29 protein-coding genes are annotated in these 22,210 nt (G+C 70.2%); 7 read left to right on the forward strand and 22 right to left on the reverse strand.

Going from position 1 to position 22,210, the window contains the following annotated elements; translation table 11 throughout:
* Positions 1-83: 83 nt before the first annotated feature.
* The 4 genes from CFN78_RS26710 to CFN78_RS26725 form a co-directional block, all read right to left on the reverse strand.
* On the reverse strand, positions 84-914 hold the full coding sequence (locus CFN78_RS26710; RefSeq protein ID WP_094865806.1) for an SDR family oxidoreductase: 831 nt from the start codon (positions 912-914) through the stop codon (positions 84-86).
* An 8-nt stretch (positions 915-922) separates the two neighbouring features.
* Positions 923-1,756 carry an alpha/beta fold hydrolase gene (locus CFN78_RS26715; RefSeq protein ID WP_094865807.1) on the reverse strand — a complete coding sequence of 278 codons (834 nt, stop codon included), beginning with the start codon at positions 1,754-1,756 and terminating at the stop codon, positions 923-925.
* 206 nt (positions 1,757-1,962) lie between these two features.
* Complete coding sequence (locus CFN78_RS26720; protein WP_094865808.1) at positions 1,963-2,337, reverse strand: YciI family protein; 375 nt, start codon at positions 2,335-2,337, stop codon at positions 1,963-1,965.
* Between the two features lie 93 nt (positions 2,338-2,430).
* Positions 2,431-2,823: a cupin domain-containing protein gene (locus tag CFN78_RS26725; RefSeq protein WP_205660669.1), complete on the reverse strand. Its 393-nt coding sequence runs from the start codon at positions 2,821-2,823 to the stop codon at positions 2,431-2,433.
* A 40-nt stretch (positions 2,824-2,863) separates the two neighbouring features.
* Between CFN78_RS26725 and CFN78_RS26730 the strand changes: the two genes are divergently transcribed.
* From CFN78_RS26730 to CFN78_RS26740, 3 genes are all read left to right on the forward strand, one after another.
* Positions 2,864-3,862, forward strand: coding sequence for an ArsR/SmtB family transcription factor (locus tag CFN78_RS26730; protein ID WP_094865857.1), 999 nt, complete (start codon positions 2,864-2,866; stop codon positions 3,860-3,862).
* Between the two features lie 230 nt (positions 3,863-4,092).
* Positions 4,093-5,451 (forward strand): PepSY-associated TM helix domain-containing protein, encoded by a 1,359-nt coding sequence (locus CFN78_RS26735; protein WP_240519712.1) that lies wholly within the window; start codon positions 4,093-4,095, stop codon positions 5,449-5,451.
* Positions 5,448-6,092, forward strand: a complete 645-nt coding sequence (locus CFN78_RS26740) for a DUF5134 domain-containing protein (protein WP_094865811.1) — start codon at positions 5,448-5,450, stop codon at positions 6,090-6,092. The genes CFN78_RS26735 and CFN78_RS26740 overlap by 4 nt, the downstream gene beginning before the upstream one ends.
* Before the next feature lie 139 nt (positions 6,093-6,231).
* Here the strand turns inward: CFN78_RS26740 and CFN78_RS26745 are convergent, their stop codons facing one another.
* The 3 genes from CFN78_RS26745 to CFN78_RS26755 all read right to left on the reverse strand — a co-directional run bounded on the left by CFN78_RS26745 (position 6,232) and on the right by CFN78_RS26755 (position 8,737).
* Positions 6,232-7,422, reverse strand: coding sequence for a winged helix DNA-binding domain-containing protein (locus CFN78_RS26745; RefSeq protein WP_094865859.1), 1,191 nt, complete (start codon positions 7,420-7,422; stop codon positions 6,232-6,234).
* 185 nt (positions 7,423-7,607) lie between these two features.
* Entirely contained in the window at positions 7,608-8,006 is a 399-nt protein-coding gene (locus CFN78_RS26750; RefSeq protein ID WP_205660671.1) for a GntR family transcriptional regulator, read from the reverse strand.
* Complete coding sequence (locus CFN78_RS26755; RefSeq protein WP_094865812.1) at positions 8,003-8,737, reverse strand: hypothetical protein; 735 nt, start codon at positions 8,735-8,737, stop codon at positions 8,003-8,005. Before CFN78_RS26755 ends, CFN78_RS26750 begins: the two co-directional genes overlap by 4 nt.
* A 290-nt stretch (positions 8,738-9,027) precedes the next feature.
* Here CFN78_RS26755 and CFN78_RS26760 point away from each other — a divergent pair, with 290 nt between their 5' ends.
* On the forward strand, positions 9,028-9,534 hold the full coding sequence (locus tag CFN78_RS26760; RefSeq protein WP_094865813.1) for a pyridoxamine 5'-phosphate oxidase family protein: 507 nt from the start codon (positions 9,028-9,030) through the stop codon (positions 9,532-9,534).
* Here CFN78_RS26760 and CFN78_RS26765 read toward each other — a convergent pair.
* Together CFN78_RS26765 and CFN78_RS26770 are read right to left on the reverse strand one after the other, a co-directional pair.
* Positions 9,524-10,456 carry a sugar kinase gene (locus CFN78_RS26765; RefSeq protein ID WP_094865814.1) on the reverse strand — a complete coding sequence of 311 codons (933 nt, stop codon included), beginning with the start codon at positions 10,454-10,456 and terminating at the stop codon, positions 9,524-9,526. The genes CFN78_RS26760 and CFN78_RS26765 overlap by 11 nt on opposite strands.
* Complete coding sequence (locus CFN78_RS26770; RefSeq protein WP_205660672.1) at positions 10,453-11,082, reverse strand: bifunctional 4-hydroxy-2-oxoglutarate aldolase/2-dehydro-3-deoxy-phosphogluconate aldolase; 630 nt, start codon at positions 11,080-11,082, stop codon at positions 10,453-10,455. Before CFN78_RS26770 ends, CFN78_RS26765 begins: the two co-directional genes overlap by 4 nt.
* Positions 11,083-11,192: 110 nt before the next feature.
* Here CFN78_RS26770 and CFN78_RS28935 point away from each other — a divergent pair, with 110 nt between their 5' ends.
* Positions 11,193-11,405, forward strand: a complete 213-nt coding sequence (locus CFN78_RS28935) for a hypothetical protein (protein WP_133116493.1) — start codon at positions 11,193-11,195, stop codon at positions 11,403-11,405.
* Between the two features lie 57 nt (positions 11,406-11,462).
* On the opposite strand, the gene CFN78_RS26775 is transcribed toward CFN78_RS28935, so the two are convergent.
* The 12 genes from CFN78_RS26775 to CFN78_RS26830 form a co-directional block, all read right to left on the reverse strand.
* Positions 11,463-11,897, reverse strand: a complete 435-nt coding sequence (locus tag CFN78_RS26775; RefSeq protein ID WP_094865863.1) for an OsmC family peroxiredoxin — start codon at positions 11,895-11,897, stop codon at positions 11,463-11,465.
* Positions 11,898-11,935: 38 nt separating this feature from the next.
* Positions 11,936-12,439, reverse strand: coding sequence for a MarR family winged helix-turn-helix transcriptional regulator (locus tag CFN78_RS26780; RefSeq protein WP_094865816.1), 504 nt, complete (start codon positions 12,437-12,439; stop codon positions 11,936-11,938).
* Positions 12,440-12,571: 132 nt separating this feature from the next.
* Entirely contained in the window at positions 12,572-13,792 is a 1,221-nt protein-coding gene (locus tag CFN78_RS26785; protein WP_094865817.1) for an acetyl-CoA C-acetyltransferase, read from the reverse strand.
* Between the two features lie 120 nt (positions 13,793-13,912).
* A complete protein-coding gene (locus CFN78_RS26790) occupies positions 13,913-14,659 on the reverse strand; it encodes a hypothetical protein (protein ID WP_094865818.1) in 747 nt (248 codons plus the stop codon).
* Between the two features lie 154 nt (positions 14,660-14,813).
* Positions 14,814-15,158, reverse strand: a complete 345-nt coding sequence (locus tag CFN78_RS29990) for a glutaredoxin domain-containing protein (RefSeq protein WP_276307384.1) — start codon at positions 15,156-15,158, stop codon at positions 14,814-14,816.
* 47 nt (positions 15,159-15,205) lie between these two features.
* Positions 15,206-15,409, reverse strand: coding sequence for a hypothetical protein (locus CFN78_RS26800; protein ID WP_094865820.1), 204 nt, complete (start codon positions 15,407-15,409; stop codon positions 15,206-15,208).
* A gap of 28 nt (positions 15,410-15,437) precedes the next feature.
* A complete protein-coding gene (locus tag CFN78_RS26805) occupies positions 15,438-16,442 on the reverse strand; it encodes an NADP-dependent oxidoreductase (RefSeq protein WP_165777725.1) in 1,005 nt (334 codons plus the stop codon).
* Between the two features lie 85 nt (positions 16,443-16,527).
* Positions 16,528-16,971, reverse strand: coding sequence for an SRPBCC family protein (locus CFN78_RS26810; RefSeq protein WP_094865822.1), 444 nt, complete (start codon positions 16,969-16,971; stop codon positions 16,528-16,530).
* A gap of 81 nt (positions 16,972-17,052) precedes the next feature.
* On the reverse strand, positions 17,053-17,607 hold the full coding sequence (locus CFN78_RS26815) for a YbaK/EbsC family protein (protein WP_094865823.1): 555 nt from the start codon (positions 17,605-17,607) through the stop codon (positions 17,053-17,055).
* 9 nt (positions 17,608-17,616) lie between these two features.
* Positions 17,617-17,913, reverse strand: coding sequence for a DUF2516 family protein (locus CFN78_RS26820; RefSeq protein ID WP_094865824.1), 297 nt, complete (start codon positions 17,911-17,913; stop codon positions 17,617-17,619).
* A 122-nt stretch (positions 17,914-18,035) separates the two neighbouring features.
* Entirely contained in the window at positions 18,036-18,770 is a 735-nt protein-coding gene (locus CFN78_RS26825) for a prolipoprotein diacylglyceryl transferase (RefSeq protein ID WP_094865825.1), read from the reverse strand.
* Positions 18,771-18,808: 38 nt separating this feature from the next.
* Entirely contained in the window at positions 18,809-19,249 is a 441-nt protein-coding gene (locus CFN78_RS26830) for a helix-turn-helix domain-containing protein (protein WP_240519718.1), read from the reverse strand.
* Between the two features lie 192 nt (positions 19,250-19,441).
* On the opposite strand from CFN78_RS26830, the gene CFN78_RS26835 reads away from it, so the two are divergent.
* Together CFN78_RS26835 and CFN78_RS26840 are read left to right on the forward strand one after the other, a co-directional pair.
* A complete protein-coding gene (locus tag CFN78_RS26835; protein WP_094865826.1) occupies positions 19,442-20,620 on the forward strand; it encodes a methyltransferase domain-containing protein in 1,179 nt (392 codons plus the stop codon).
* Between the two features lie 66 nt (positions 20,621-20,686).
* Positions 20,687-21,343 carry a TetR/AcrR family transcriptional regulator gene (locus CFN78_RS26840; RefSeq protein ID WP_094865828.1) on the forward strand — a complete coding sequence of 219 codons (657 nt, stop codon included), beginning with the start codon at positions 20,687-20,689 and terminating at the stop codon, positions 21,341-21,343.
* A 25-nt stretch (positions 21,344-21,368) separates the two neighbouring features.
* On the opposite strand, the gene CFN78_RS26845 is transcribed toward CFN78_RS26840, so the two are convergent.
* Positions 21,369-22,010 carry a C39 family peptidase gene (locus tag CFN78_RS26845; protein ID WP_094865830.1) on the reverse strand — a complete coding sequence of 214 codons (642 nt, stop codon included), beginning with the start codon at positions 22,008-22,010 and terminating at the stop codon, positions 21,369-21,371.
* Between the last annotated feature and the right edge of the window lie 200 nt (positions 22,011-22,210).

A 22,210-nucleotide genomic window follows, 5' to 3' on the forward strand; every position in this document is an offset into this window, starting at 1 on the left:
GTCCGAACCAGGCAACCTTTTCGCCGACGATGCGTCCGAAGTCACGGCTGGACAAGAACAGCAGGGTTTGGCGGACCGTCTACTCAGGACTTCGATCCGTGTGCCTTTACGGAGACCGGTTCCCACTCGCGCCAGGTCGCCAGTCGCGACTCGTAGTCCTTCGTCGCGACCGCCAGCGGGCCGTCGCCGAAGAAGATCCGCAGTGGCGGCCGCGCGGAGTCGACGAGCTGGAGTACCGCGGCCCGCGTCGCCCCGGGATCGCCGGGGGTGGCCTGCCGTTTCGGAGCGGCCTTCTGCGCTTCGCGGAAATCGTCGTAGACCGGCAGTGCCTCGGCCCGCCGGGCGGACGGTCCGGCCCAGTCGGTCGAGTAGCCCGCCGGTTCGATCAGCGTCACCTTGATGCCGAAGCTCGCGACCTCCTGGGCGAGCGACTGGCTGATTCCCTCCAGCGCCCACTTCGAGGCGTGGTAGGCACCGACATTGGGGAAGGCGCTGATGCCACCGATCGAGGACACCTGCAGGATGTGCCCGGATCCCTGATCCCGCAGGAAAGGCAACGCGGCCTGGGTGACCCAGAGCGCGCCGAAGAGGTTGGTCTCGAGCTGGTCGCGGAGGTCGGACTCGCTCAGCTCCTCGACCATGCCGAACTGCCCGTAGCCCGCGTTGTTGACCACCACGTCCAGGCTGCCGAACCGCTCCCGCGCCGTGCGGACGGCGGCGAAGGCGGCGTCCCGGTCGGTGACGTCGAGCCGCAGCGGCAGCACACGGTCGCCGAAGCGATCGACCAGATCGTCGAGGGTGGCCGTGTCGCGGGCGGTGGCGGCCACGGAGTCGCCGCGTTCCAGTGCCGCGATCGACCATTCCCGGCCGAAACCCTTGGAAGCGCCGGTGATGAACCAGGTCTTCGGTGTCATATCGCTCCTCAGCGGTCGATGAACCCGATCAGGGCCTCGTTGAACTCCTGTGCGTGCGAGGCGTTGATCGCGTGCGGGCCGTTCTCCAGCACTACCAGTTCGGAGTCGGCGATCGCCTCTGCTGAGCGCTTCCCGCTGACCTCGAGGGGGACGATCGCGTCCGAGTCGCCGTGGATCACCAGCGTGGGCACGGTGACCTTCGCCAGATCCGCGCGGAAGTCGGTGCGGCCGAACGCCGCGATGCAGTCGAGGGTGCCCTTGGGTGAGGCGAACGCGGCGATGGTCTGTGCGTAGGCGCGTTGTTCCTCGCTGACGGTCAGTGTGCCGCCCGCGCTGAAGAAGTTGGTGGTGAACTCCTTCAGGAACGCGAGCCGGTCCCCGGTCACGCCGTTCTCGAAACCGGCGATCGTCTCGTCGTCGAGGCCGCCGTCCGGGTTGTCCTCGGACTTGTAGAGGTACGGGGGCACCGCGGCGGCCAGCACCGCCCTGGCGATCCGGCTCGAACCGTAGGTGCTCAGGTACCGCACCACCTCACCGCCGCCCATCGAGAATCCGACCAGGGTGACCTCGTTCAGGTTCAGGTGGTTGAGCAGGGTGTCCAGGTCGCCGGCGAAGGTGTCGTAGTCGTAGCCGTTCCACGGCTGCGAGGAGTCGCCGAAGCCGCGGCGGTCGTAGGTGATGACGCGGTGCCCGGCGTCGACGAGTGCCGGTACCTGGTGTTCCCAGGACCGTCCGCTGAGCGGCCAGCCGTGGATCAGCACGACCGGGGTGCCGCTGCCGTAGTCCTCGTAGTGCAGTTCGATCGGACCGCTGTTCTCACTGCCTGTCGTCAGCGTGGGCATGGTGACCTCCGGTTTACTCGAATACCTTGTGCACAAGGTAAGTGCCCGCAATGCACCAGAATCATGCAAGATGTGATGCCAGTCATATTCGTCGGTGAGCGATCCCGCGGCACGCCGGGGCGCACGAACGGGTGCCACACACGCGGCAGCGGCCCCGACCAGGAGGTCGGAGCCGCTGCGGTGTCGATGCCGTGCGCCGGCGGGAACTACTCCGGGTTCTCCTGCAGGGCGCGGACCTCGATCCGGGACTGCAGGGCTGCCGAACACTGCTCGGCCCAGGTCAGCGCGGCCGCTTCGTCAGCCGCCTCGATGATCCAGAAACCGCCGACGTACTCGGTCGCGTCGACGAAGGGACCGGGCGTGCGCTTCGGTTCGCCGCCGGTGGCGTCGACGGTGATCGCGGTCGACGGCGGGTGCAGGCCCCCGGCGTGGACGAAGGCCCCGGCCTCGTTCAGTTCGGTGTTGAAGCGCTCGACCGCGGCCATCATCGCTTCCAGTTCGGCCGGGTCCATCTCCTGCATCGACTCCATCGTCGGCTCCTCGGCCGTGTCGTGCGGGATGGTCAGGAAGTACTGCGTCATGGGACTGCTCCGTTTCGTTTCGGTATTTCTGTTCGATCGGACAGGTCGGCCAGATCGGTGTTGCGGGGTTTCCGGTTCGGTTGGGTCGACGATTCAGGACTGCTCGGCGAATTCCTGGATCATCACCGGAGAGGCGTGGATGCAGACAATCCGGAGCGTCCCGGTGCCGGTGTTGGTGAATCGGTGCCAGGCGTCGGCGGGGGCGACGGCGGTGTCGCCCGCACGGGCGACGAAACTGTCCTCGCCGACGACGATGGTCGCCTCGCCCTCCAGGATCGTCCAGGTCTCGTCGTACGGGTGGCGGTGCAGGCCGGGACCCTGACCGGGGCCGGAGGTGACGAGGAAGAACGACACGTTCGAACCGTGCGGCGCTCCCTCGAACCGGAGGGTGCGGCTGTCGCCGACGCGGATGCTGTCTGCCGGAATCGCGGGCGTGGTGGCCATGATCTGTGGTCCTTTCGGCTGGAACGCGCTGTTCTTGTTCATAGATTGCTCCGGCCGGGGCAGCGCTGACTACGCTTTCGATGTGGATCGAAAGTTCGTGGAATTCCGGCTCCGGTCGAGCGATATCTCGGCGGTCCGGTTCGGCATCTCGCCCGGGCATGAACTGGTGCACGCGGTGCGCGTCGTCCTCCGCCCGGAGACGGCACCCCTGCAGTGGGGCTGGGTCCGCACCATGCGTGACAAGCCGGCCGACGAATCCTTCCGGCTGCTGGCAATGGTCTGCGGCGCGGAGGGCTACATGCCCGACTTCCTCACCGCCACACCGTCCGGGGACATGACCCCGGAGGAGGAGATCGAACGCCTGCGGAAGGTTCCGGACGAACGGCTGATATTCGATCTGGAGAAGATGGTGCTGCGCTCGACCGGGGCCAGGCAGCAGCGGATCCGGGAGATGATCGCCGCCCCCGGCCGCGCCCGGGCCGTCATCGCCGATGCCTGGCAGGAGGTCTGGGAGGCGCTGCTCGCGCCGGTGTGGCCGCAACTGCTCCGCCTGCTCCGCGCGGACATCGCGGTGCGCTCGCGGCGCAGCAGCGATGCCGGCCTCGCGGAGATGGCCGCCACCCTGCATTCGACGGTGACCTGGGACGACGAGATCGTCCGCGTGCAGATGCGCCGTCACGAGGAGATCGTCGACTGTGGCGGGACCGGACTGGTGCTGGTCCCCTCGGTGATGATGGCCGCGCGCGGTTGCGCCGTGCTCACCGAGCGGCCAGCGCAGCCGACGATCTTCTACCCCGCGCACGGGGTGTCGGAGAACTGGCACCGGGACCACACCGACGCGCTCGACGCGCTCACCGCACTGCTCGGTGCGGCCCGTGCCCGGCTCGTCGTCGAACTCCAGCAGCCGCTGTCCACCTCCGAATGTGCCCGGCTGACCGATCTGGCGGTGTCCACCGCGTCCCACCACCTCACCGTGCTCCGCGACGCCGGGCTGGTGGACAGCCGTCGTGCGGGCGCGCGAGTCCTGCACACCAGGACGCCGCTGGGCGAGGCGCTGGCGGGTGTCCTCCCCAGGCCGTGAGCCGGTAGCGGCCGGATCTCCGCCGGGCCCGGGATCGTCGCGCCGATACGGCGAACGGGTACACCCCGGGAAAGTCCCGCCCGCCGGGGAACTTTCCCGGTGGCACCCCCGACATCTGCATGGAATGCAGGCGCGGCACGGTGAGAAGTGGGCGTGGAATGGGCGTTGACGATCAGCTTGTTCGTTCGGCAGTCATCGGGGACGAGGAATCGGAACGGTCGCCGAACCGGATGAGTGGATGGCGGGTGTTGCGTCCGCTGGTGTTGCGGCTGCACTTCTACGCGGGCGTGTTCGTCGCCCCGTTTCTGGTCGTGGCCGCGGTGACCGGGCTGATGTACGTGTACACCCCGCAGATCGACGCGCTGCTCTACGAGCACGAACTGCACGTCCGGGACAGTCCGGTGAGCCGCTCGCTGACGGACCAGGTCGCGGTCGCGACAGCGGCCAGACCCGGCGACACGGTGACGCTGGTCCGCCCCGCCCCCACCGGCACCGATACCACCCAGGTGGTGTTCGAGGCGCCGGACCTGTCCGCGAGTTACACGCGTACCGCCTTCGTCGATCCGCACACCGCCGAACTCCGGGGTGTACTGGAGACCTACGGCAGCGGTGGTGCGCTGCCGGTACGAGCGTGGGTGGACAACCTGCATCGCGGCCTGCATCTCGGCGACGCCGGACGCCTCTACAGCGAACTCGCCGCGAGCTGGCTGTGGGTCGTCGCGCTCGGCGGTGTGGCGCTGTGGTTGTCCCAGCGCCGCAAGAAGAACCGGCTGCGTTCGCTGCTGCTGCCGGAGCGCGGGGCCACCGGCAGGCGGCGGCTGGTGTCCCGGCACGGTTCGGCAGGTCTGTGGATATCGGCCGGCCTGCTGTTCCTCTCCGCGACCGGACTGACCTGGTCCACCTTCGCCGGCGAGAACATCACCTCGCTGCGATCCGCGCTGTCCTGGGACACCCCGGCGGTGTCCACCGAACTGGGCGGCGCCGAAGGGCCTTCGGGCGCCGGCGCCCCCGGGGCCGACATCGGTTTCGACGGTGCGCTGGCCTCCGCGCGGTCCTACGGTCTGGCGGGCTCGGTGGAGATCACGCCGCCGGAGACGGCGGATCAGGCCTATACGGTCAAGCAGAACGGCCGTCAGTTGCCGAGCAGGCAGGACGCGCTGGCCGTGGACCCCGGGTCCGGCGAGGTCGTCGATGCCCAGCGGTTCGCCGACTACCCGTTCGTCGCGAAGCTCGCGCGCTGGGGAATCGACGCGCACATGGGCGTGCTGTTCGGCTTGCCGAACCAGTTGCTGCTGACGGCGCTGATGCTCGGTTTCCTGTGGGTCGTCTACTGCGGATACCGGCTGTGGTGGACTCGCCGTCCACGACAGGACGGGGAGCGCCGGGGTGGCGCACCACCTCGCCGGGGATCGTGGCGCCGGGTTCCCGGCAGGGTGCTCGCGCCATTGATTCTCGGTGCCGTCTTCGTCGCCTACTTCCTGCCACTGCTGGGCGCCTCGCTGCTGGCTTTCCTTTGCGTGGACGGGATTCTGGGGACGCGGGCCCGCAGGCGCGCACTGAACGAAGAGGTCGAAGGAGCGGCATCGTGATCGAATCCACCCTGCTGCAATGGCTTCTCACCATCCTGTTCAGCGCCACGGGATGCTGGAGCGTCGCCGAACTCGTCACCCGCCAGGCGCGCGGGCGTGAGCAGATCGACGCCCTGTGCCACCTGTTCATGAGCGCGTTCATGGTGGCGATGCTCTGGCCGTGGGGAATGGGGATTCCGGCGGCTCCGCAGATCCTGCTGTTCACCGTGGCCGCACTGTGGTTCCTTGCCACGATGGTGCTCGGCATCCGCGAAACCGGTGGGCGAGCGCGTTCGGTGCCGCGCCTGTCCCGGCTGCACCACGTGCTGATGATGGGGGCGATGGCGTGGATGGTCGCGGTGATGCCCGCCCTGATGCACGCGCGTCCGGCCGACGACGGAGGCGGACACCATCACGCGCTGGCATCCGCGACGGCCGTGTCCCTCGCCGAGCCGTCCGCTCAGGTATCCGTTGCCACGGTCGCGGTCACCACCGTGCTCGGCGCGTTGCTGATCCTGGCGAGCCTGCCCTGGCTGTCCTCCGCGCTCGATCACGGCCGGGCGGCGACGCTCACGGCCGCGCAGCGCAGGACGGCGCTGACCCACGCCGGCCACGCGGCGATGAGCCTCGGTATGGGGGTCGCCTCGATCGCGATGCTGTGAGCCGGCTCCGGCAGCGCTCGCCCGTAGTCACCATCACGACGCTCCCTGGCCGCACCGACGGAACAGACCCTCCACTCGGCCTAGCGAGCCCGAAGTCCTTGGCGTACCGGCCAAGGCGCGAACCGGGAGTACGGAACGGTCAGGCGGTGCCGAAGTCGAGGTCCACGAGTGACGCGCCGCGCAGCGGGGCGATCCGCTCGGCCTCGTCCTCGATCGACTTCCTGTCCCGCTGCGACAGTGAGCCGAAGGTCCGGACGGTCATGGTCAGCTTCCGGCCATTCTTGCGTGGCCGCCAGATTCCGGCGATCTCACCGTCGGTCAGTACCGCGCCCGGTTCGCCGACGGTCTTCCACACCTGCCGGTGGTACTTCTCGTCGACGATCGTGCCGCGATCGCGCATCTGCGTGTACGGGTCGCGTGGTGGGAGCAACCGCGTTCCCTTCGGTGCCGGTGCCGACCGCAGTGCGTCGAGGTCCTCGGTTCGGATCCACAGCGTGCGGCCGAACTCGACCCGCGTCAGCTCGTCCTCGACCAGATCCCACCACGGCGCGGCGTCGCCGGCCTTGATTCCCAGCCAGGCGGCGAAATCCGCTCGGTTCGACGGCCCGTAGCAGTGCAGGTAGCGGCGAAGCAGGTCGGCGCGCGCGAGATCCGGGTCGACGTCCGGGATCGGTTCGCCCAGCCATTCCCCGGCCAGGACGAACGGAGCCTTGTTTCCCTCGCGCGGCGCCAGGCAGACGACCCGCCGCAGCGTCAGGATGCGGACGCAGAAATGGACGACGGCCTCGCCGAGCGGCTGACCCGGGCTGTGCGGGCCTTCCTCCGCCCAGACGGCACGTTGCCGCTCCGGCAGAGTGCGGGCGATCCGCTCGGCGAGTTCGGTGCCCAGCTCGTTCATGGCGAGCCTGCGTCCGGCCAGCACCTCGCGGATCTCGGCACCGGTCAGGTCGACCGCCTCGGTCAGGCTCATTCCGAGCCTGCTCAGGGAATGGGTCACGCCGAGGACGAGATGGCTTTGCGCCTCCTCGGCCGGGGGCAGTACCCCGGTGGTGAAGACCGGCGCGTCGGCGGTCGGAAAGTAGAACGGTGAGCCGCGCATGTACCAGGTCTGCAGCAGGCTCCTCTTCTCGTCGACCTCCTCCGCCAGCCGTTCCGGTGTGAGGTCGCGGACCCTGGCGTGCAGAGCCAGCAGGCCCGAGCCTGGCGGGCTGTTCTGGATTCCGCAGGCACCCGCCGCGTCGAGAAGTCCGTTCTCCGGCAGGCGTTCGGTGAGATGGTGGGTATGGAGCCGGAAGGCGATGACGTCGCTTCTCGAGATCGTGGCAGCCACCGGCACAGGTTACCGCCCGCTCCGGTCGCCGTCGCTCGCGTCAGGGCGGCGTGACGCCGACGTGCGGTCCGCCGTCCACGCCGGGATCCGTGCCCACCGGTTCCGTGTGCGGTGCCGATCGGGTCCACTTTGGACAGTCCGGCACCGTCCCGGTGATTCGGGCGATCAGTGGCGGGCGGCGGGGCTCAGTCGTCGGTGCTGCCGGTGACGTCCGAGGTCCGGTAGGCGGAGCGGACGGCGATGACGGCCGCGTCCGCGTCGGCACCGAGTTCCCTTGCCGTGCGGGCGAAATCAGCCGCGGCACGGTCAAGCAGGTCCTGTGGTGCCGGGTGCCGGGGTTGCTCGGTGACGACCGTTCCCCTCGCCCGTCCGGTGTGCACCCAGCCCGTCGTCTCCAGTTCCCGGTAGGCCCGCGCCACCGTTCCGGTGGCCAGCGCGAGGTCCCGGGCGAGCTGACGGATGGCAGGCAGCCTGCTGCCGGGTGGAAGCGCACCGCTCGCGATCGCGTGCGTGATCTGCTCGTGCACCTGCCGCCACGGCGCCACCCCCCGTTCGGTGTCGACGACGACGCGCAGCGAGGTCATCGCGCGGCGGCCGGTGCGCGCCTGCCGCCGGTGAGCGTGAGCAGTGCGACGAGGGCGAGAACCCCCGCTGTCAGGCCCACCCACCAGGTCCAGGTCGCGGTGATCGATCCCGGCACCAGTGCGGCGACGGTGGGCCCGAGGCCCACGGCCACCCTGGCGCTGCGGGCACGCAGCGCGAGATCCACTTCGACACGGCCGCTGGCCGGCCTGCGCACGGCCAGCGCGGCCACCGCCAGCGCGGCCAGCACGATGCCGCCCGCCCAGGCCGTCGCCGCCCACTGTGCCTCGACCGCCAGCCTGCCCAGTATCGCGGCGCTGGCCACGGCGGCGAGCGCGATTCCCCATCCGGGTACCAGATCGCCGATCCCGCGGGCGGCGAGCATCGCCTCGCGCCGGGGTTGCCGGGACGGCCTCAGCGCGAGCAACTCGGCGATCAGCGCACCGAGCAACAGCGTCGCCAGCACCGCCCACCCGGTGGACCGCCGCTCGTCGTCGAGGCCGCCGAGCGCCCCGGTGATCACCGGAATGCCGAGGAACAGCCACGGATACCAGAACCGCCGGCGGCGCAGGTAGGTCACCGCGGTCGTGACGTCCGCCCCGGACGGGTCCGCGACCCCCCAGCGCCGCAGCAGCCGTTCGCCGTGCCGCTCGTTCGGCCACAGCACCACCAGGATCGCGATCCCGATCAGGCCGGTGACCAGGGCGACCCCGAGCAGATTGTCCAACGGCATTTCACACCATCCCCAATCTTGTGTCAACGAGATGGTACAAGCTTTCCGGTTGCGGCACCAGCGAGCACCACTCCCTGCCATCGGTGCCCAATTCTCCGATCCCCGCGAAAGTGGCCCGGCCTACGGTGACGCCATGACAGCACCGATGCCCCCGATCCGCCCGCAACCTCTCTTGGCCGACGCGGGCTGACCCGCGCGCTGCGGCAGGCCGGACGCCTGCACCGCGGCGGAAGGGCACCTACGCTCACAGCAGCGGTGGAAAGCGAGCGGCGGCCGAACGGGAGGCAGCGATGGGCACGAATCAGCGCGCGCGGATCGTCATGACCGAGGAGGAGGTGGCCGCCTTCGTCGACCGGAGCCGCACCGCCACCGTCGCGACGCTCGGGCCGTCGGGAACCCCGCACCTGGTCGCCATGTGGTACGCGGTGATCGACGGGCAGATCTGGTTCGAGACGAAAGCCAAGTCGCAGAAGGTGCGCAACCTCCGCCGGGACGAGCGCGTCACCTGCATGATCGAGGACGGCCACACGTACGACTCGCTGCGCGGCGTGTCGATCGAGGGGCGCGGGGTGATCGTCGAGGACGACGCGGACGCGATCTGGCGGGTCGGGGTGAACGTCTGGGAGCGCTACACCGGCCCGTACAACGACGAGGTCAGGCCGTTGGTCGAGATGATGATGAACAAGCGCATCGTGGTCCGGGTGGACGTGGAACGGGTGCGCTCCTGGGATCACCGCAAACTCGGCCTCGAACCGATGCCGGTGGCCGGTTCCACCGCGGAGCACCTCAGCGGGTGATGTCGCGTCCGTCCACAGTGTCCAGTTCGGCGGCGGTGGGCAGGCCTTCCCAGTCGCCGTGGGTGGACACCGCGATGGCGGCGACGGCGGTGGCGCGGCGCAACCGTGCGTCCTCCGGGTCTCCGCGCAGCAGGCCGGACAGGTAGCCGGCGGCGAAGGAGTCGCCCGCGCCCACCGGATCGATCTCGGTCACCGGTACGGCCGGGACCCGGAGCGCACCTTCCGCCGAGGCCGATACGGCGCCCTCCGCGCCGAGCGTCACGACGACGGTGCCGGGGCCCTTGGAGCGCAGTGCGGTGGCCAGGTCCGCCGCCGTGCCCGAGGCGAACAGCCGCGCCTCGTCCGCACTGGCGAACAGAACGTCCACTTCGGACAGAAGCGGGTCCAGGGCGGCGACCGCGTCGGCATCCGTCCACAGTCCACGCCGGTGGTTGAGGTCCAGTGACACGGTGACCCCGGAGTCCCGCGCCCGTGCGATCGCGACCCTGGCCGTCTCGGCGGCGGAGTCGCCCAGCGCGAAGGTGATCCCGGAGACGTGCAGCACCTCGGCGCTCTCGACGACACCGTCCGGCAGGTCCGCCGCGGACAACCGGGACCCGGCGGAATCCCGGCGGTAGTAGTGCACACGCCGGACCCCTGCCGCCCTGCGCTCCTTGAGCATCAACCCGGTCGGCGCGTCCGGGTCGCGCCGTGCGTACACCTCGATGCCCTCGCCGCGCAGCCGCATCTCCACCAGGGCACCGAGTTCGTCATCACCGATCCGGCCGATCCAGGCGGCCGGGTGCCCGAGCCTGCGTACCCCGATGGCGACGGTGGACTCCGATCCGGCGACGGAAAGGCCCATGGTGCGGGTGTACCGCAGGGGCCCGACGTGGTCCGGGGCGAGGGCGGCCATGGTCTCGCCGACCGTCACCACGCTCATCGTCGCACCGCCGCGGCCACGAAATCCCTTGCCCGCGAACGTAAAGCGCTCAGCGAACCGCCGGAGAGCGCGTCGCCGAGCACCGGTGACCCGACTGCGACACCGAGCGCCCCGGCATCGAGGTAGGGCTCTACATCTGACAGTGCCACCCCACCGGTGGGGACCACCGGCACGTCCGGCAGCGGCGCCGCGACCGCCGAGACGAACGCGGGGCCGAGCGCCGAGGCGGGAAAGAGCTTCACCGCGGACGGCCCGAGGTCCCAGGCCGCGGCCATCTCCGTCGGGGTGAAGACCCCCGGCAGCGAGCCGATTCCGGATTCTCGTGCGACGGTGACGATCTCCGGACGGAACACCGGGCTGACGACGAATCGTGCCCCCGCGTCCGCCGCCACCGCCACGTCCGCGGCGGTCAGCACCGTTCCGGCACCGATCAGTACGTCCGGCGGGGCCTGCGCGGCCAGGATCCGCACCGCGTCGAGGGCGCCGGGTGTGGGCAGCGTGATCTCGACGGCCCGTACCCCGGCCTCGATCAGCGAGCGGACGACCTCGACCAGCGGCGCCTCCTGCCTGGCGCGCAGGATCACCAGTAATCCGTTGCGCCGCAAGGACTCTCGTAGCTCAGTCACCTGGCATCCCTCCGGCGGTCTCGGCACGGTGCACTCCAGGCTACCTGCGCGCCGCTTCTCACCCGAGCGTGCGAACGCCAGGGAAGGTCATCTGTGGCAGGGTCGATCGGGTGGACGAACCACGAGAGCCATCGCCCGTTGACCGGCGAAGGGACCAGCGCAAATCCGCGTGCGCCAGTACCGCGGCGCTGTTGCTGGTCGTGCTGGCGGGTTTCCTCAGCGCGGGCACGTCGTGGGCCATCGTGCTCTGCGCCGCGGCCGGAGTGCTGATCGGTGTCGCCGTGGTCCTGCAGTGGGCCCGGTACCTCCGCCTCCGCACCTGAGCCCGCGCACGAGAATGGGCCGCCCGGATACCGGACGGCCCATCACCGGACGGCGGATCAGCTCGCGAGCGCGGCGTCCAGCGTGATGGTGGTGCCGGAGAGCGCCTTGCTGACCGGGCAGGTCTTCTCGGCGGTCTCGGCGAGCTGCTTGAACTTGTCCGCGTCGACGCCCTCGACCTCGGCGCGCAGCGTGATGGCGATGCCGCTGATCTTGAAGCCGCCGCCGTCCGGCCCGAGGGTGACCTCGGCGCTGACGTCGATCGACTTCGCGGTCAGGTTCTCCCCGCCGAGCACGCCGGAGAGGTTCATCGCCAGGCACGAGGAATGCGCGGCCGCGATGAGTTCCTCGGGGCTGGTCTGCCCTTCCGGATCGCCGGACCGGGTCGGGAACGACACGGAGAACTGCCCCGCGTTCGACGAGTCCAGCGTGACCTCGCCCTTGCCGTCCTGCAGTCCGCCTTGCCAGCGGGTGGTGGCGTCGCGACTGGGCATGGTGCCTCCTTCTGGTTGGTTGACCGCGAATCCGGCGGTCACTGGTCCTCCACCGGACGCGCGGGGCGTCCGGCTTCGGGGGTTCGCACGGCTTCGGTGAGTTCCCGCAGGGTGGCGATCAGCTCCCGCCGCGTGCCCGCTTCCATGCCGAGCGCGCAGGCGATGTTCCCCGGGATCTCCGCGGCACGGTCGCGCAACGCGACCCCCTTGGGGGTGAGCGCGATGGCGACGCTGCGCTCGTCGGCGGCTTGCCGGTTGCGCACCACGAGACCGCGGGCCTCCAGACGCTTCAGCAGGGGCGACAGGGTGCCGTAGTCGAGTTGCAGTGCGGCCCCGATCTCCTTCACCGTGCGGGAATCGCGTTCCCACAGCACGATCAGCACCAGGTACTGCGGGTAGGTGAGGTCGAGTTCGGTGAGCAGCGGCCGGTACACGTCGGTCACCGCCCGCGAGGCGGCGTACAGCGCGAAGCACACCTGCTCGTCCAGCAGCAGGTCGTTTCCGCCGGCACCGTCCGCGTCGCCGTCCGCCCGCAAAGACATGACAAAAGCCTATAGTGCGATTACATCGTGCGCAATGTATCGGAAGGGTGGCTCGGGCCACCCCTCGGCAGCCGCCTGCGGCCGGGTGAGCGGGCTCTGGGCCCGGTACTGATCCTTGGAGTGCTCGGACCCTCAGCCGCTGTACCGTTCGAACACCGCGGCGAGCCCCTGGCCACCGCCGATGCACATGGTCTCCAGCGCGTAGCGGCCCGAGCGACGATCCAGTTCCCGCAGCAGCGTCGCCAGGATCCGTGCCCCGGTGGCTCCCACCGGATGACCCAGCGAGATGCCGGAGCCGTTGACGTTCGTGCGTTCCCAGTCGGCCCCGCCGAAGTTCCACTCCCGCGTGCATGCCAGCACCTGCGCGGCGAAGGCCTCGTTCAGCTCGATCAGGTCCATATCGGCCAGCGTCAGCCCCGCCCGGGAGAGTGCACGGGCCGTCGCCGGGACCGGGCCGATCCCCATCGTCTTCGGCGGCACCCCGGCGACCGCCCAGCCCACCAGCCGGGCCAGCGGCCGGAGGCCGAGTTCCGCCGCCCGCTCCGGCGTCGTCACCAGGCACGCCGCGGCACCGTCGTTCTGCCCGCTCGCGTTGCCCGCCGTCACGGTGGCCTCCGGGTCGTCCCGGCCGAACACCGCGCGCAGGCCGCCGAGCGACTCCGCCGTGGCGTCGGCACGCGGGTGCTCGTCCCGTTCGACCACCGTGTCCGGTGCGCCCCGCCTGCCCGGCAGCGTCACGGGCACCAGTTCGTCCGCGAACCGGCCCTGCTCGATCGCGGCGACGGCCCGCCGGTGCGAACGCAGCGCCAGCTCGTCCTGCTCGGCCCTCGGGATCGAGTACTCCCGGCGCAGGTTCTCGGCCGTCTCCAGCATCCCGCCCTCGACGGAGAAGTCCGCGCCACCTGCCGTCACCCGGGCACGGGCGAGCCGGTCGTGCAACTGCACCCCGCTGCCCTTGACGCCCCAGCGCATCGCGTTCGAGTAGAACTCGACCTGGCTCATGCTCTCCGCACCACCGGCGATCACCACGTCCGCGACACCCGTCTGCACCCGCATCGCCGCGTCGAGGACGGCCTGCAGCGAGGAACCACACCGGCGGTCCACCTGCAGGCCGGGCACCTCCACCCCCAGCCCGGCGTCGAGGGCCGCGACCCTGCCGATGGCCGGGGACTCGCCGTTCGCGTAGCACTGGCCGAGGATCACGTCCTCGATCTCGCCTCCCGGTACCCCCGTGCGCCGCAGCAGCTCCCGCAGCACCGTGGCGGCGAGCACGTGCGCGGGCACGTCCCGGTAGACCCCGCCGAACCGGCCCACCGGGGTACGGACCGGTTCGCAGACGACTACCTCGCGCATGGCTTGCCTCCTCGTCGGCCGGGATCGCCGGCCACCGTATCCGGCGGTTCCCGCCGTCTCCCGACCGTAACGGGCGCAGCCGCCGACGGACGCGGGACGGCGGCCGCACGGGTCAGCGGCTCAGGGCGTGTCCCGGCGGGCAAGCTCGCGCACGCAGTCCCAGGCCGACACCACGGCCTTGGTGAACCGCAGGTACTCGTGGGTGTTACCGCTCGCGGCGAAGTCACCCGCCATCGTGCGGGCGATGAAGTCGTTGCGCGGTGCGGTCATCAATCCCAGCCAGGACAGCTCCGAGCCCGCGACGGTGAACGTCGGGCCGGACGGGGTGGACCTGGCCACGTCGACGACCAGTCCTTTGTAGATACGGAACTGCACCGCCTCGTCCCCGCAGCGGAACGCGATCGATCCGTCCATCGGCCGGGTGGCCGAGACGAACTCCTCGTTCCGGGTCAGCGCGTCCGCCAGTTCCCGCGCCCATGGCAGGGAGCAGAAATCGGTGCGCACATGCTGTGTCAGAGGTTCGGAATGCTTGGCGGGAAAGGAGAACACGGCGGTGCCCTCGCCGAGCACCGTGTCCGCGCGGTCGGTGAGCCGGAGATGACGGTGGACGAGGCCGGTGCCTTCGGCGCCGAAGCGGCAGCGGGTGACCGTGCCGGTCAACGTCGTGTCTCCCGGTTTCCCGGCGTCGCCGAAGGTCCAGCGCAGGTCGACCGGGGTGCCGCCGTCGCCGATGACGTCGAACGCCATGTCGAACGCGGCCGACGCCGCCGGACGCCCTGCGGTGGCCGCGGCCGGCACCTGCCACCGCCGGCACTGCCCGACCCGGAAGTCCTCCAGGTACCCGGGCGCGGTGTCAGCCTCGCTCATCCGGCCTCCAGCGCCCGCGAGTGGCTCCGGAACGCCACGCCGAGCAGCGCTCGCACCACCGCGACAGGTCCCGGGCTCTCGATCACACGGAGAATGTAGGCCCGTTCACCCGGCCGGGGCAATGCCGTCGCACGGCGGGCACGGACTCGCGCCGTCAGCGCCAGAACTGCCAGCGCGACTTGCCCGTGCCGGTGTCGTCGGCCGCATTGGCCGCCGTGGCCTCCTGGGCGGTGGCCAGCAGATCGGGCGCCTGCTCCCGCACCGCGTCCTCGATTTCGGAGAACTGCGGGTTGATCAGCGCACGGTCACCGACGAACACCGTCGGTACGATCTCGTTGCCGTCCGCCACGGAGCGCACCCTGGCGGCCGCGTCCGGGTCCTCCCAGATGTTCACCGCCCGCACCGGCAGCCCGCTGCGTTCGAGGGGACGCTGCAGCGCCATGCAGAAGCCGCAGCCGGGACGCCAGTAGAACTCGATCTCGGTGACGGGAGCGTTCACGATTCCTCCTCGGAGGCGGCCGGTCGAAGCCGGAAGGTGTTCGGTGGCTACTTCGCCTTGTCCGCGCGGGTTCTCCGCACGCCGTACGCGATCAGTCCGGCACCGGCGATCACCGCCAGCAGACCGATGCCGAACCACAGCTTCTGGCCGGTCATCGGGCTGCCGGTGAGCACTCCCACGCCCTGCAGGCCCCATACGGCGCCGATGGCGAGCAGCAGCGCGCCGAGGACGTAGACGATCCCGTTCTTCACAGCGGTACTCCCGTCGTGGGCGGAGTCATCAGTTGGCGACCCGCACGAGCATCTTGCCGGTGTTCGCCCCGCCGAGCATGTCCAGGAACGCCTGCGGCATGTTGCGCAGACCGTCGACGGTGGTTTCGGAGTAGCGGAGCTTGCCAGCCTTGACCAGCGGGGCGACCTCGGCGAGGAACTTCTCGCGCAGGTGCAGGTGGTCCCGGACGAGCAGGCCGCGGATGGTGAACCGCTTCGCGATGATCTGGGCGAGATTGCGCGGCGCCGGGGTGGGCTCGGTGGCGTTGTACTGCGAGATCATGCCGCAGACGGCGATCCGGCCGTGCAGCGTGATCGAGTCGATCGCCGCCTCGAGGTGCTCGCCGCCGACGTTGTCGAAGTACACGTCGATGCCGTCCGGGGCCGCCGCGCGGAGCTGTTCGGTGACCGGGGCGTCCTTGTAGTTGAACGCCGCGTCGAACCCGAGTTCACCGGTCAGATGCGCCACCTTTTCCGCGGACCCGGCGCTGCCGATGACCCGGCCCGCGCCGCGCAGGGACGCGAGCTGGCCGACCAGTGAGCCCACCGCGCCCGCCGCGCCGGAGACGAAGACGGTGTCACCCTCGCGGAACTCGGCGACGTCGAGCAGCCCGGCGTACGCCGTCAGCCCCGGCATGCCGAGCACGCCCAGGTAGGCGCCGAGCGGGGCCGCGTCCGGGTCGACCTTCACCGCACGCTTGGCGTCCAGCACGGCGTGCGAGCGCCAGCCGGCCTCGTGCATGACGAAGTCGCCCTTCGCCAGTTTGTCCACTGTGGACTCAACGACCTCGCCGACGGCCGTTCCGGTCATCACCTCGCCCACCGCGTACGGCTCGGCGTAGGACTTGGCGGAGCTCATCCGGCCGCGCATGTACGGGTCGACGCTGTTGATCAGGTTGCGGACGACAACCTGGCCCTCGCCGGGAGCGGGCAGCTCGACGTCCACGATCTCGAAGTTGTCGAGTGTGGGCCAGCCCTTCGGCCGGGCAGCGAGCCGGATCTCCGTGGCCTGCAAGGTCATCAATCTCCTCTGTGACGCTTCTCGGGCGGCGGTGTCCGCGCGCCCTGCCCATGTGCAACGGACGGACGCGCGGATTTATTCAGTTCGTGGCCGCCAGCTCGTCGAGGTTGCCGAGCACGCCGTCGTAGATGCGCTTCAGTCCGGCCGGGGCGAAGGTCTTCTCGAAGAAGCCGCCGATGCCGCCCGCGCCGTCCCAGCTCGTCTCGATGCGCACCAGCGTCGCCTCGCCGGCCTCGCGCACGGTCCAGGTGGTGACCATGGAGGAGTTGGCGTCGGTTTCGACGATGGTGCCGGGGGCGGGCTCGGACACGGTCGCCGCGACGTCGCGCACCCGCTTCGAGGTGGCCTGCAACTTCCACTTCGCGACGGTCCCGGCACCGGAGCCGCCCTCGGTGACCTCGAAGTCGCGGTAGTGCTCGGTGAGGATCTTCGGGCGGCTGCCCGAGTAGTCGGCGACGATCGCGCGCACCTTGTCCAGCGGTGCCTCGACGCGGCGTTCGGCGGTGGCGGTGACCTTGCCCATGAGTGTCCTTCCGGCGGGATTCGCTACCTGTCCCACGATTGCACCGCCGGGATGCCGTGCCCACACCGGGTCACGCTCCGGTCACTCGATCGCGCGGGCCAGCCCGTCGAGCACCTCGGCGCCGGGCAGCGCGGCCAGCACCGGGCCGGGCACGAGCAGCTTGCCGCCGCGCAGTCCGCTGCCGATCACGAGTTCGGGGGCCTCGGCGACGGCGCGGTCGATCAGGATCGGCCAGTCGGCGGGCAGGCCGATCGGGGTGATCCCGCCGTAGGCCATGCCGGTCAGCGCGACGGCGTCGTCCATCGGCGCGAACGAGGCCTTGCGCACGTCGAGCCTGCGCTTGATGACGCCGTTGACGTCCGCGCGGGTGGTGGCGAGCACGAGCGCGGCGGCATAACGCACCTCACCGGCACGCTTGCCCGCGACGACCACACAGTTCGCCGAGGCGGACAACGGCGAGGAGTACGCCTCGCAGAACTGGGCGGTATCGGCCAGCTCCGCGTCGATCTCGACGACCGCGACCCGGTCGGACTCGGGCAGCGCGGCGAGGGCTTTGGCCACCGGCTCGGCGAGCAGGTCGGCGCGGCTGGTGGTGGGTTCGGGCGTGAGGGTGCCCGCGATGGACCAGGAGCTCATTCGCCCTGTCTACCAGCTACGGCCACCGCGCTGGACCTCGATGAGCTTCGGCCGCACGTCCACCAGGTAGACGAGCACCGCGACGAGCGCGGCCAGCCAGAAGATCATTCCCGGCCCGTGGAAGTCGAACAGCAGCAGCGCGGCCGTACCTCCACCGGTGATGGCCATCCAGACCGGTTTCGACTTGCGGTCCGCGGCGGAATAGGCGTCGGCACGCTGCGACAGAGCGTGCACCAACGCGAAGGCTCCCACCGGGACCGCAGTCCACTTGATGATCAGCACAATCCAATACGCGGCTTCGGGCACGTCCCCCAGAGTACGGGTTCACCCGCGACACGGCCCCCGGCACCTCAGGTGGGGTGCCGGGGGCCGTGCCGGTGTTGTGCCGTGTACTGCGCCGCGCGGTTGCCGCTGGTGCCGGCGACCGGTTACTTGGTGCTCTTGCCGGTGGTGCCGGTGGTGCCGCCCGCGGGCTTCTTGGCGTTCGCCGGGGTGGTGCTGCGACGGGTCGCCGGCGCCGTGCGGTTGGCGGCCTTGCGGCTGGCACTGCGGGTCTCGTGGGCCAGGTCGTCGCCGGCCTCCTGGACCTTCTCCGCCGCGTCGCCCGCGACCTCCTGGACCTTCTCGGCGGTCTCGCCCGCGACCTGCTGCACGGTGCGCGCGGCCTTCTCACCGGTCGAGCGGGTGCGCTTGGTGACCTTGCCGAGGACGTCGTCCACGCGGCCCCGGGTCTCGCCCGCGACGTCGTCGAAGCGGTCCTGCGCGGTGCGTGCGGCACCTTCGAGCTGCTCGATGGTCCGCTTGAGCTGCGGCTGCGACAGGATCTTGTCCAGCGCCTGCTCACCGGACTCGGCCAGCTTGCTGTACAGCTTCAGCGCGGCCTCGGTGTACTCGTCGATGGCCTTGCGCAGCTCGGCCGGGTCCAGCTTGCCGCGCAGGCTCTCGATGTCGGTGGGCAGCTCGTCCATGTTCTTGCGGGCGGTCTCGCCGCCCTCGGCGACGCGCTCCTTGGCCTTGCCCACGGCGTCGACCACGGCCTGCCCAGCCAGGTTGCCCGCGCCGAGCGCGGCGAGCAGCGGGGTACGAAGCTGGTCGAGGGGGGTGTGCTGCTGGTTCTTGCCGGCGGTCTGGGTCTTGGTGCCGGACGTCTTGGGGCTGGACATCGTCGATCACTCCTTGTCGGTAGTGGCCGAACGGCCACTCAGCTCTGGTTCGTGCTCGCGGCGCCGGCGTTCTTTCCGCCGCCCGTCGCGACGCCGGAATCTGTTCCCGGCGAAGTCTTCTCGGTGCTGCTCTCCGGAGCGTTCTCCCGGCGGAACGACTCGTACACGTCGAGCAGAACTCGCTTCTGCCGCTCGGAAAGCTCGGTATCGGCGCGGATCGCGTTGCTCACCTCGCCCGCGGGGGCCAGGTCCAGGATTCCCGCCTGCACGTACAGCGCCTCGGCGGAGATGCGCAGCCCCTTGGCGATCTGCTGCAGGATCTCCGCACTCGGCTTGCGCACGCCCCGCTCGATCTGACTCAAGTAGGGATTGGAGACGCCGGCCAGCTTGGACAACTGCCGCAGGGAGATTTTCGCGGAGCTGCGCTGGTGCCGGATGTACGCGCCGATGTCGCGTCCGATATCGGCCACCTTGTCGATCGGGTTGGGGAGGTCCTCGTGCGCGGTGACCTCCTCGGTGACCGGCTCGCCGTGCGGCCCTGTTTCCGTTGGCCCTGGCATCGCGATCACCTCCTGTCGACGTACTCGACGGTACACACGAGTGCTAGCACCTGCAAGCACTCTGCTTGCACGCGAGGTGTGGTTCCGCTCACGGCCGTTTACCGTGGTCGTATGCGACCTGCCCTGGTGCGCGAGGCGAACAACCGGCGGCGTGAACTCGTCGCCGGCCTGCGCCGCGACGGTGCGCTCACCGAGCGGCCGTGGATCGAGGCCTTCCGTGCCGTGCCGAGGCATGCCTTCCTGCCCCGCTTCTTCGCCCGGTCCGCGGGCGCCTGGACCGCGGTCGAGTTCGGCGACGACGCCTGGCTGCCGGACATCTACGCCGACCGCGTGCTGGTCACCCAGCTCGACGACGACCCCGGCGCCTGGGAGCGTGCCCGCCGCGAGGGCGGCACGCACGGCATGCCCACCTGCTCGTCCAGCATGCCCGCGATCATGGCGATCATGCTGGAGGAGCTGCGGGTCGCCGGGGGGATGCGGGTGCTGGAGATCGGTACCGGCACCGGATACAACGCCGCGCTCCTCTGCCGCCGCCTCGGCGACCAACTGGTGTCCACTGTGGACATCGATGCCACGCTCGTGGACGGTGCCCGTGCCTGTCTGGATGCCGTCGGCTATCACCCGTACGTCGCGGCCAGGGACGGTTCGCTCGGCGCCGAGGGCACCGCTCCGTTCGACCGGGTGCTGTGCACCTGCTCGGTGACGTCGATCCCGCCCGCGTGGCTGGAGCAGACGCGGCCCGGCGGCATGGTGGTGACCACGCTGCACCGGCCGATCGGTGCCGGTCTGGTCCGGATCGTCGCCGGCGAGGGGGCCACCGGCAGCGGCCGGGTGCTCGCCCGTGACGGCCGGTTCATGCCGCTGCGCGCGCACCGGCGGGCCGACCCCGCCGGACTGCTCGCGGCGCTGCCGCCCACGAGCGGCGGGGGCAGGCCGTCCGCGCTGCCCGTCCGGGAGGTCATCGATCCGGCACGCGGCTTCGAGTTCTTCGCCGGGATCGCGCTGCCCGGCGTCACCCCGGCCTTCGACGCCGAGGACCCGGACGTGACCTACCTGGTGCATCCGGACGGTTCGTGGAGCAGGCACGACGGCGACCGCGCCTCGCAACTGGTCGAGCAGGGCGGGCCGCGCAGACTGTGGGACCTCGCCGAGGACGCGCACCGGCACTGGGAGGCACTGGGCAGGCCGCGCCGCGAGGAGTTCGGCATCTCCGTCGACGGGCAGCGGCAGGAGTTCTGGCTGCGCTCCCCCGACGGCCCGCGCTGGCCGCTGAGCGGCCCGGGCACGTGATGGCCGTTTCCGGCCACCGGGCTCGTTCGTCAGCGCGCCGGCGGGATCGTCACCTAGGATTTCCAGGTGGTCACCGAAGACGCGTTCCCCGCACTGCCGCGGGGCAGGCACAACCTCAGCCGTGAGCAGGTGGCCGACGTCCAGCGTCAGCGACTGCTGTTCGGCATGGCGGCGGCCGTGTCGGAGAAGGGGTTCGCGAAGACGTCCGTGGCCGAGGTGCTCTCCAGGGCGAAGGTGTCCCGCGAGACCTTCTACCAGCACTTCGACGGCAAGGAAGCGTGCTTCCTGGCCCTGCTCGACACCTGCTCGGGCATCCTCTCGACGCTGATCGAGGGCAACCTGGTCGCGTCGAGAAGCGACGACGACCCGCTGACCCGCTTCGGAACGGCGCTCGAGGTGTACCTCAGGACCCTGTCCGAGCAGGTGCAGATCGCGAACGTGTTCTTCCTGGAGGCCCCCGCGGCGGGACCCGGCGCGCGGGAGCGGCGATTCGACGTGCAGCGGCGCTTCACCGAGTCCGTCGCCCTGAACTTCCGCGAGGACCCGGGCTGGGCGGCCGTGCCGGATCCGGAGTTCGCCTGCCAGCTCCTCGTCGCGGCGATCAGTTCGCTCGTCGTGGGCAAGCTCGCGGTGGGTGAGGCGAAGGACCTTCCCGGCCTGCACGAACCGATCATGGCTCTGTTGCGCGGAATCCGGGACAGCCGGGTGTCCGGCGAGGCGTGAGGGCGCACGCCCCGCCGGAACCGGTTCAGGCGCTGTAGCCCTTCGGCGGGATCAGCGAAGCCAGGTGATCGAAGCTGAGCCAGTAGATCTGGTTGCCGGAGAACGAGGCCGGGTCGGCGATCTGCACCATCCGGTCGTCCGGGTTGTAACCGATGACCGTGAAGTAGTGGTAGATCGTCTGGTCCGGCGGGTAGCCGGGGGGCTGGTTGCCGGGAGGCGCGACGATGTTCGCCACCAGCGGGAACCCGGCGTTGATGTCGGTGACGATGTCGTTCCAGAGCAGGTCCTTCTGCGCAGGAGTGGGCGGATCGTTCGGCATCTCCTTGGTCTCGTACCAGCCGACGTGGCCGCCGAGAACGTTCGTCACCTGTCCGATGTGGTCGGTGCCGCCGGTGTGGGTACCGAGCTGGGCGGCAAGGTCGGCCTGGCTGAGGAAGATGCCGCGGGCCGACAGCGCGATGCGTGTCGCGGCGGGCCCGCACCAGTATCCGGTCTCCTGGACCTGGTAGTCGACGTTCAGGCTGATCGGTCCCTGCCGGGGTGCCGGGGCGGCCGTTGCCGCGCTCGTCGCGCCCGCACCTGCCGTGGTGGCGGTGGCCGCTCCCGGGAGGGCCAGCAGTCCTGTCGTCGCCGCCACGATCGCGACGGTGAGTGCTCCTCGACGCATACTTCCTCCAGTCGGAGATTAACGATCAATCGAATGAATGCGTGATTTTCTTCGTTTGATATTCGCAGGCCGGAGCCGTCCGGAACAGTGCCGTTCGGACTAATCGGTAAAAGTTCACACACAGTTTCCGTGTGTTTTCTCCATAAAATGGGCGCGACAAATAAATCGATTACGCTCCGCCGCTTCGCGAATCAGCGCGA

This window comes from Amycolatopsis antarctica (assembly GCF_002262875.1).
In the GTDB taxonomy this organism is placed as follows: Bacteria; Actinomycetota; Actinomycetes; order Mycobacteriales; family Pseudonocardiaceae; genus Amycolatopsis; species Amycolatopsis antarctica.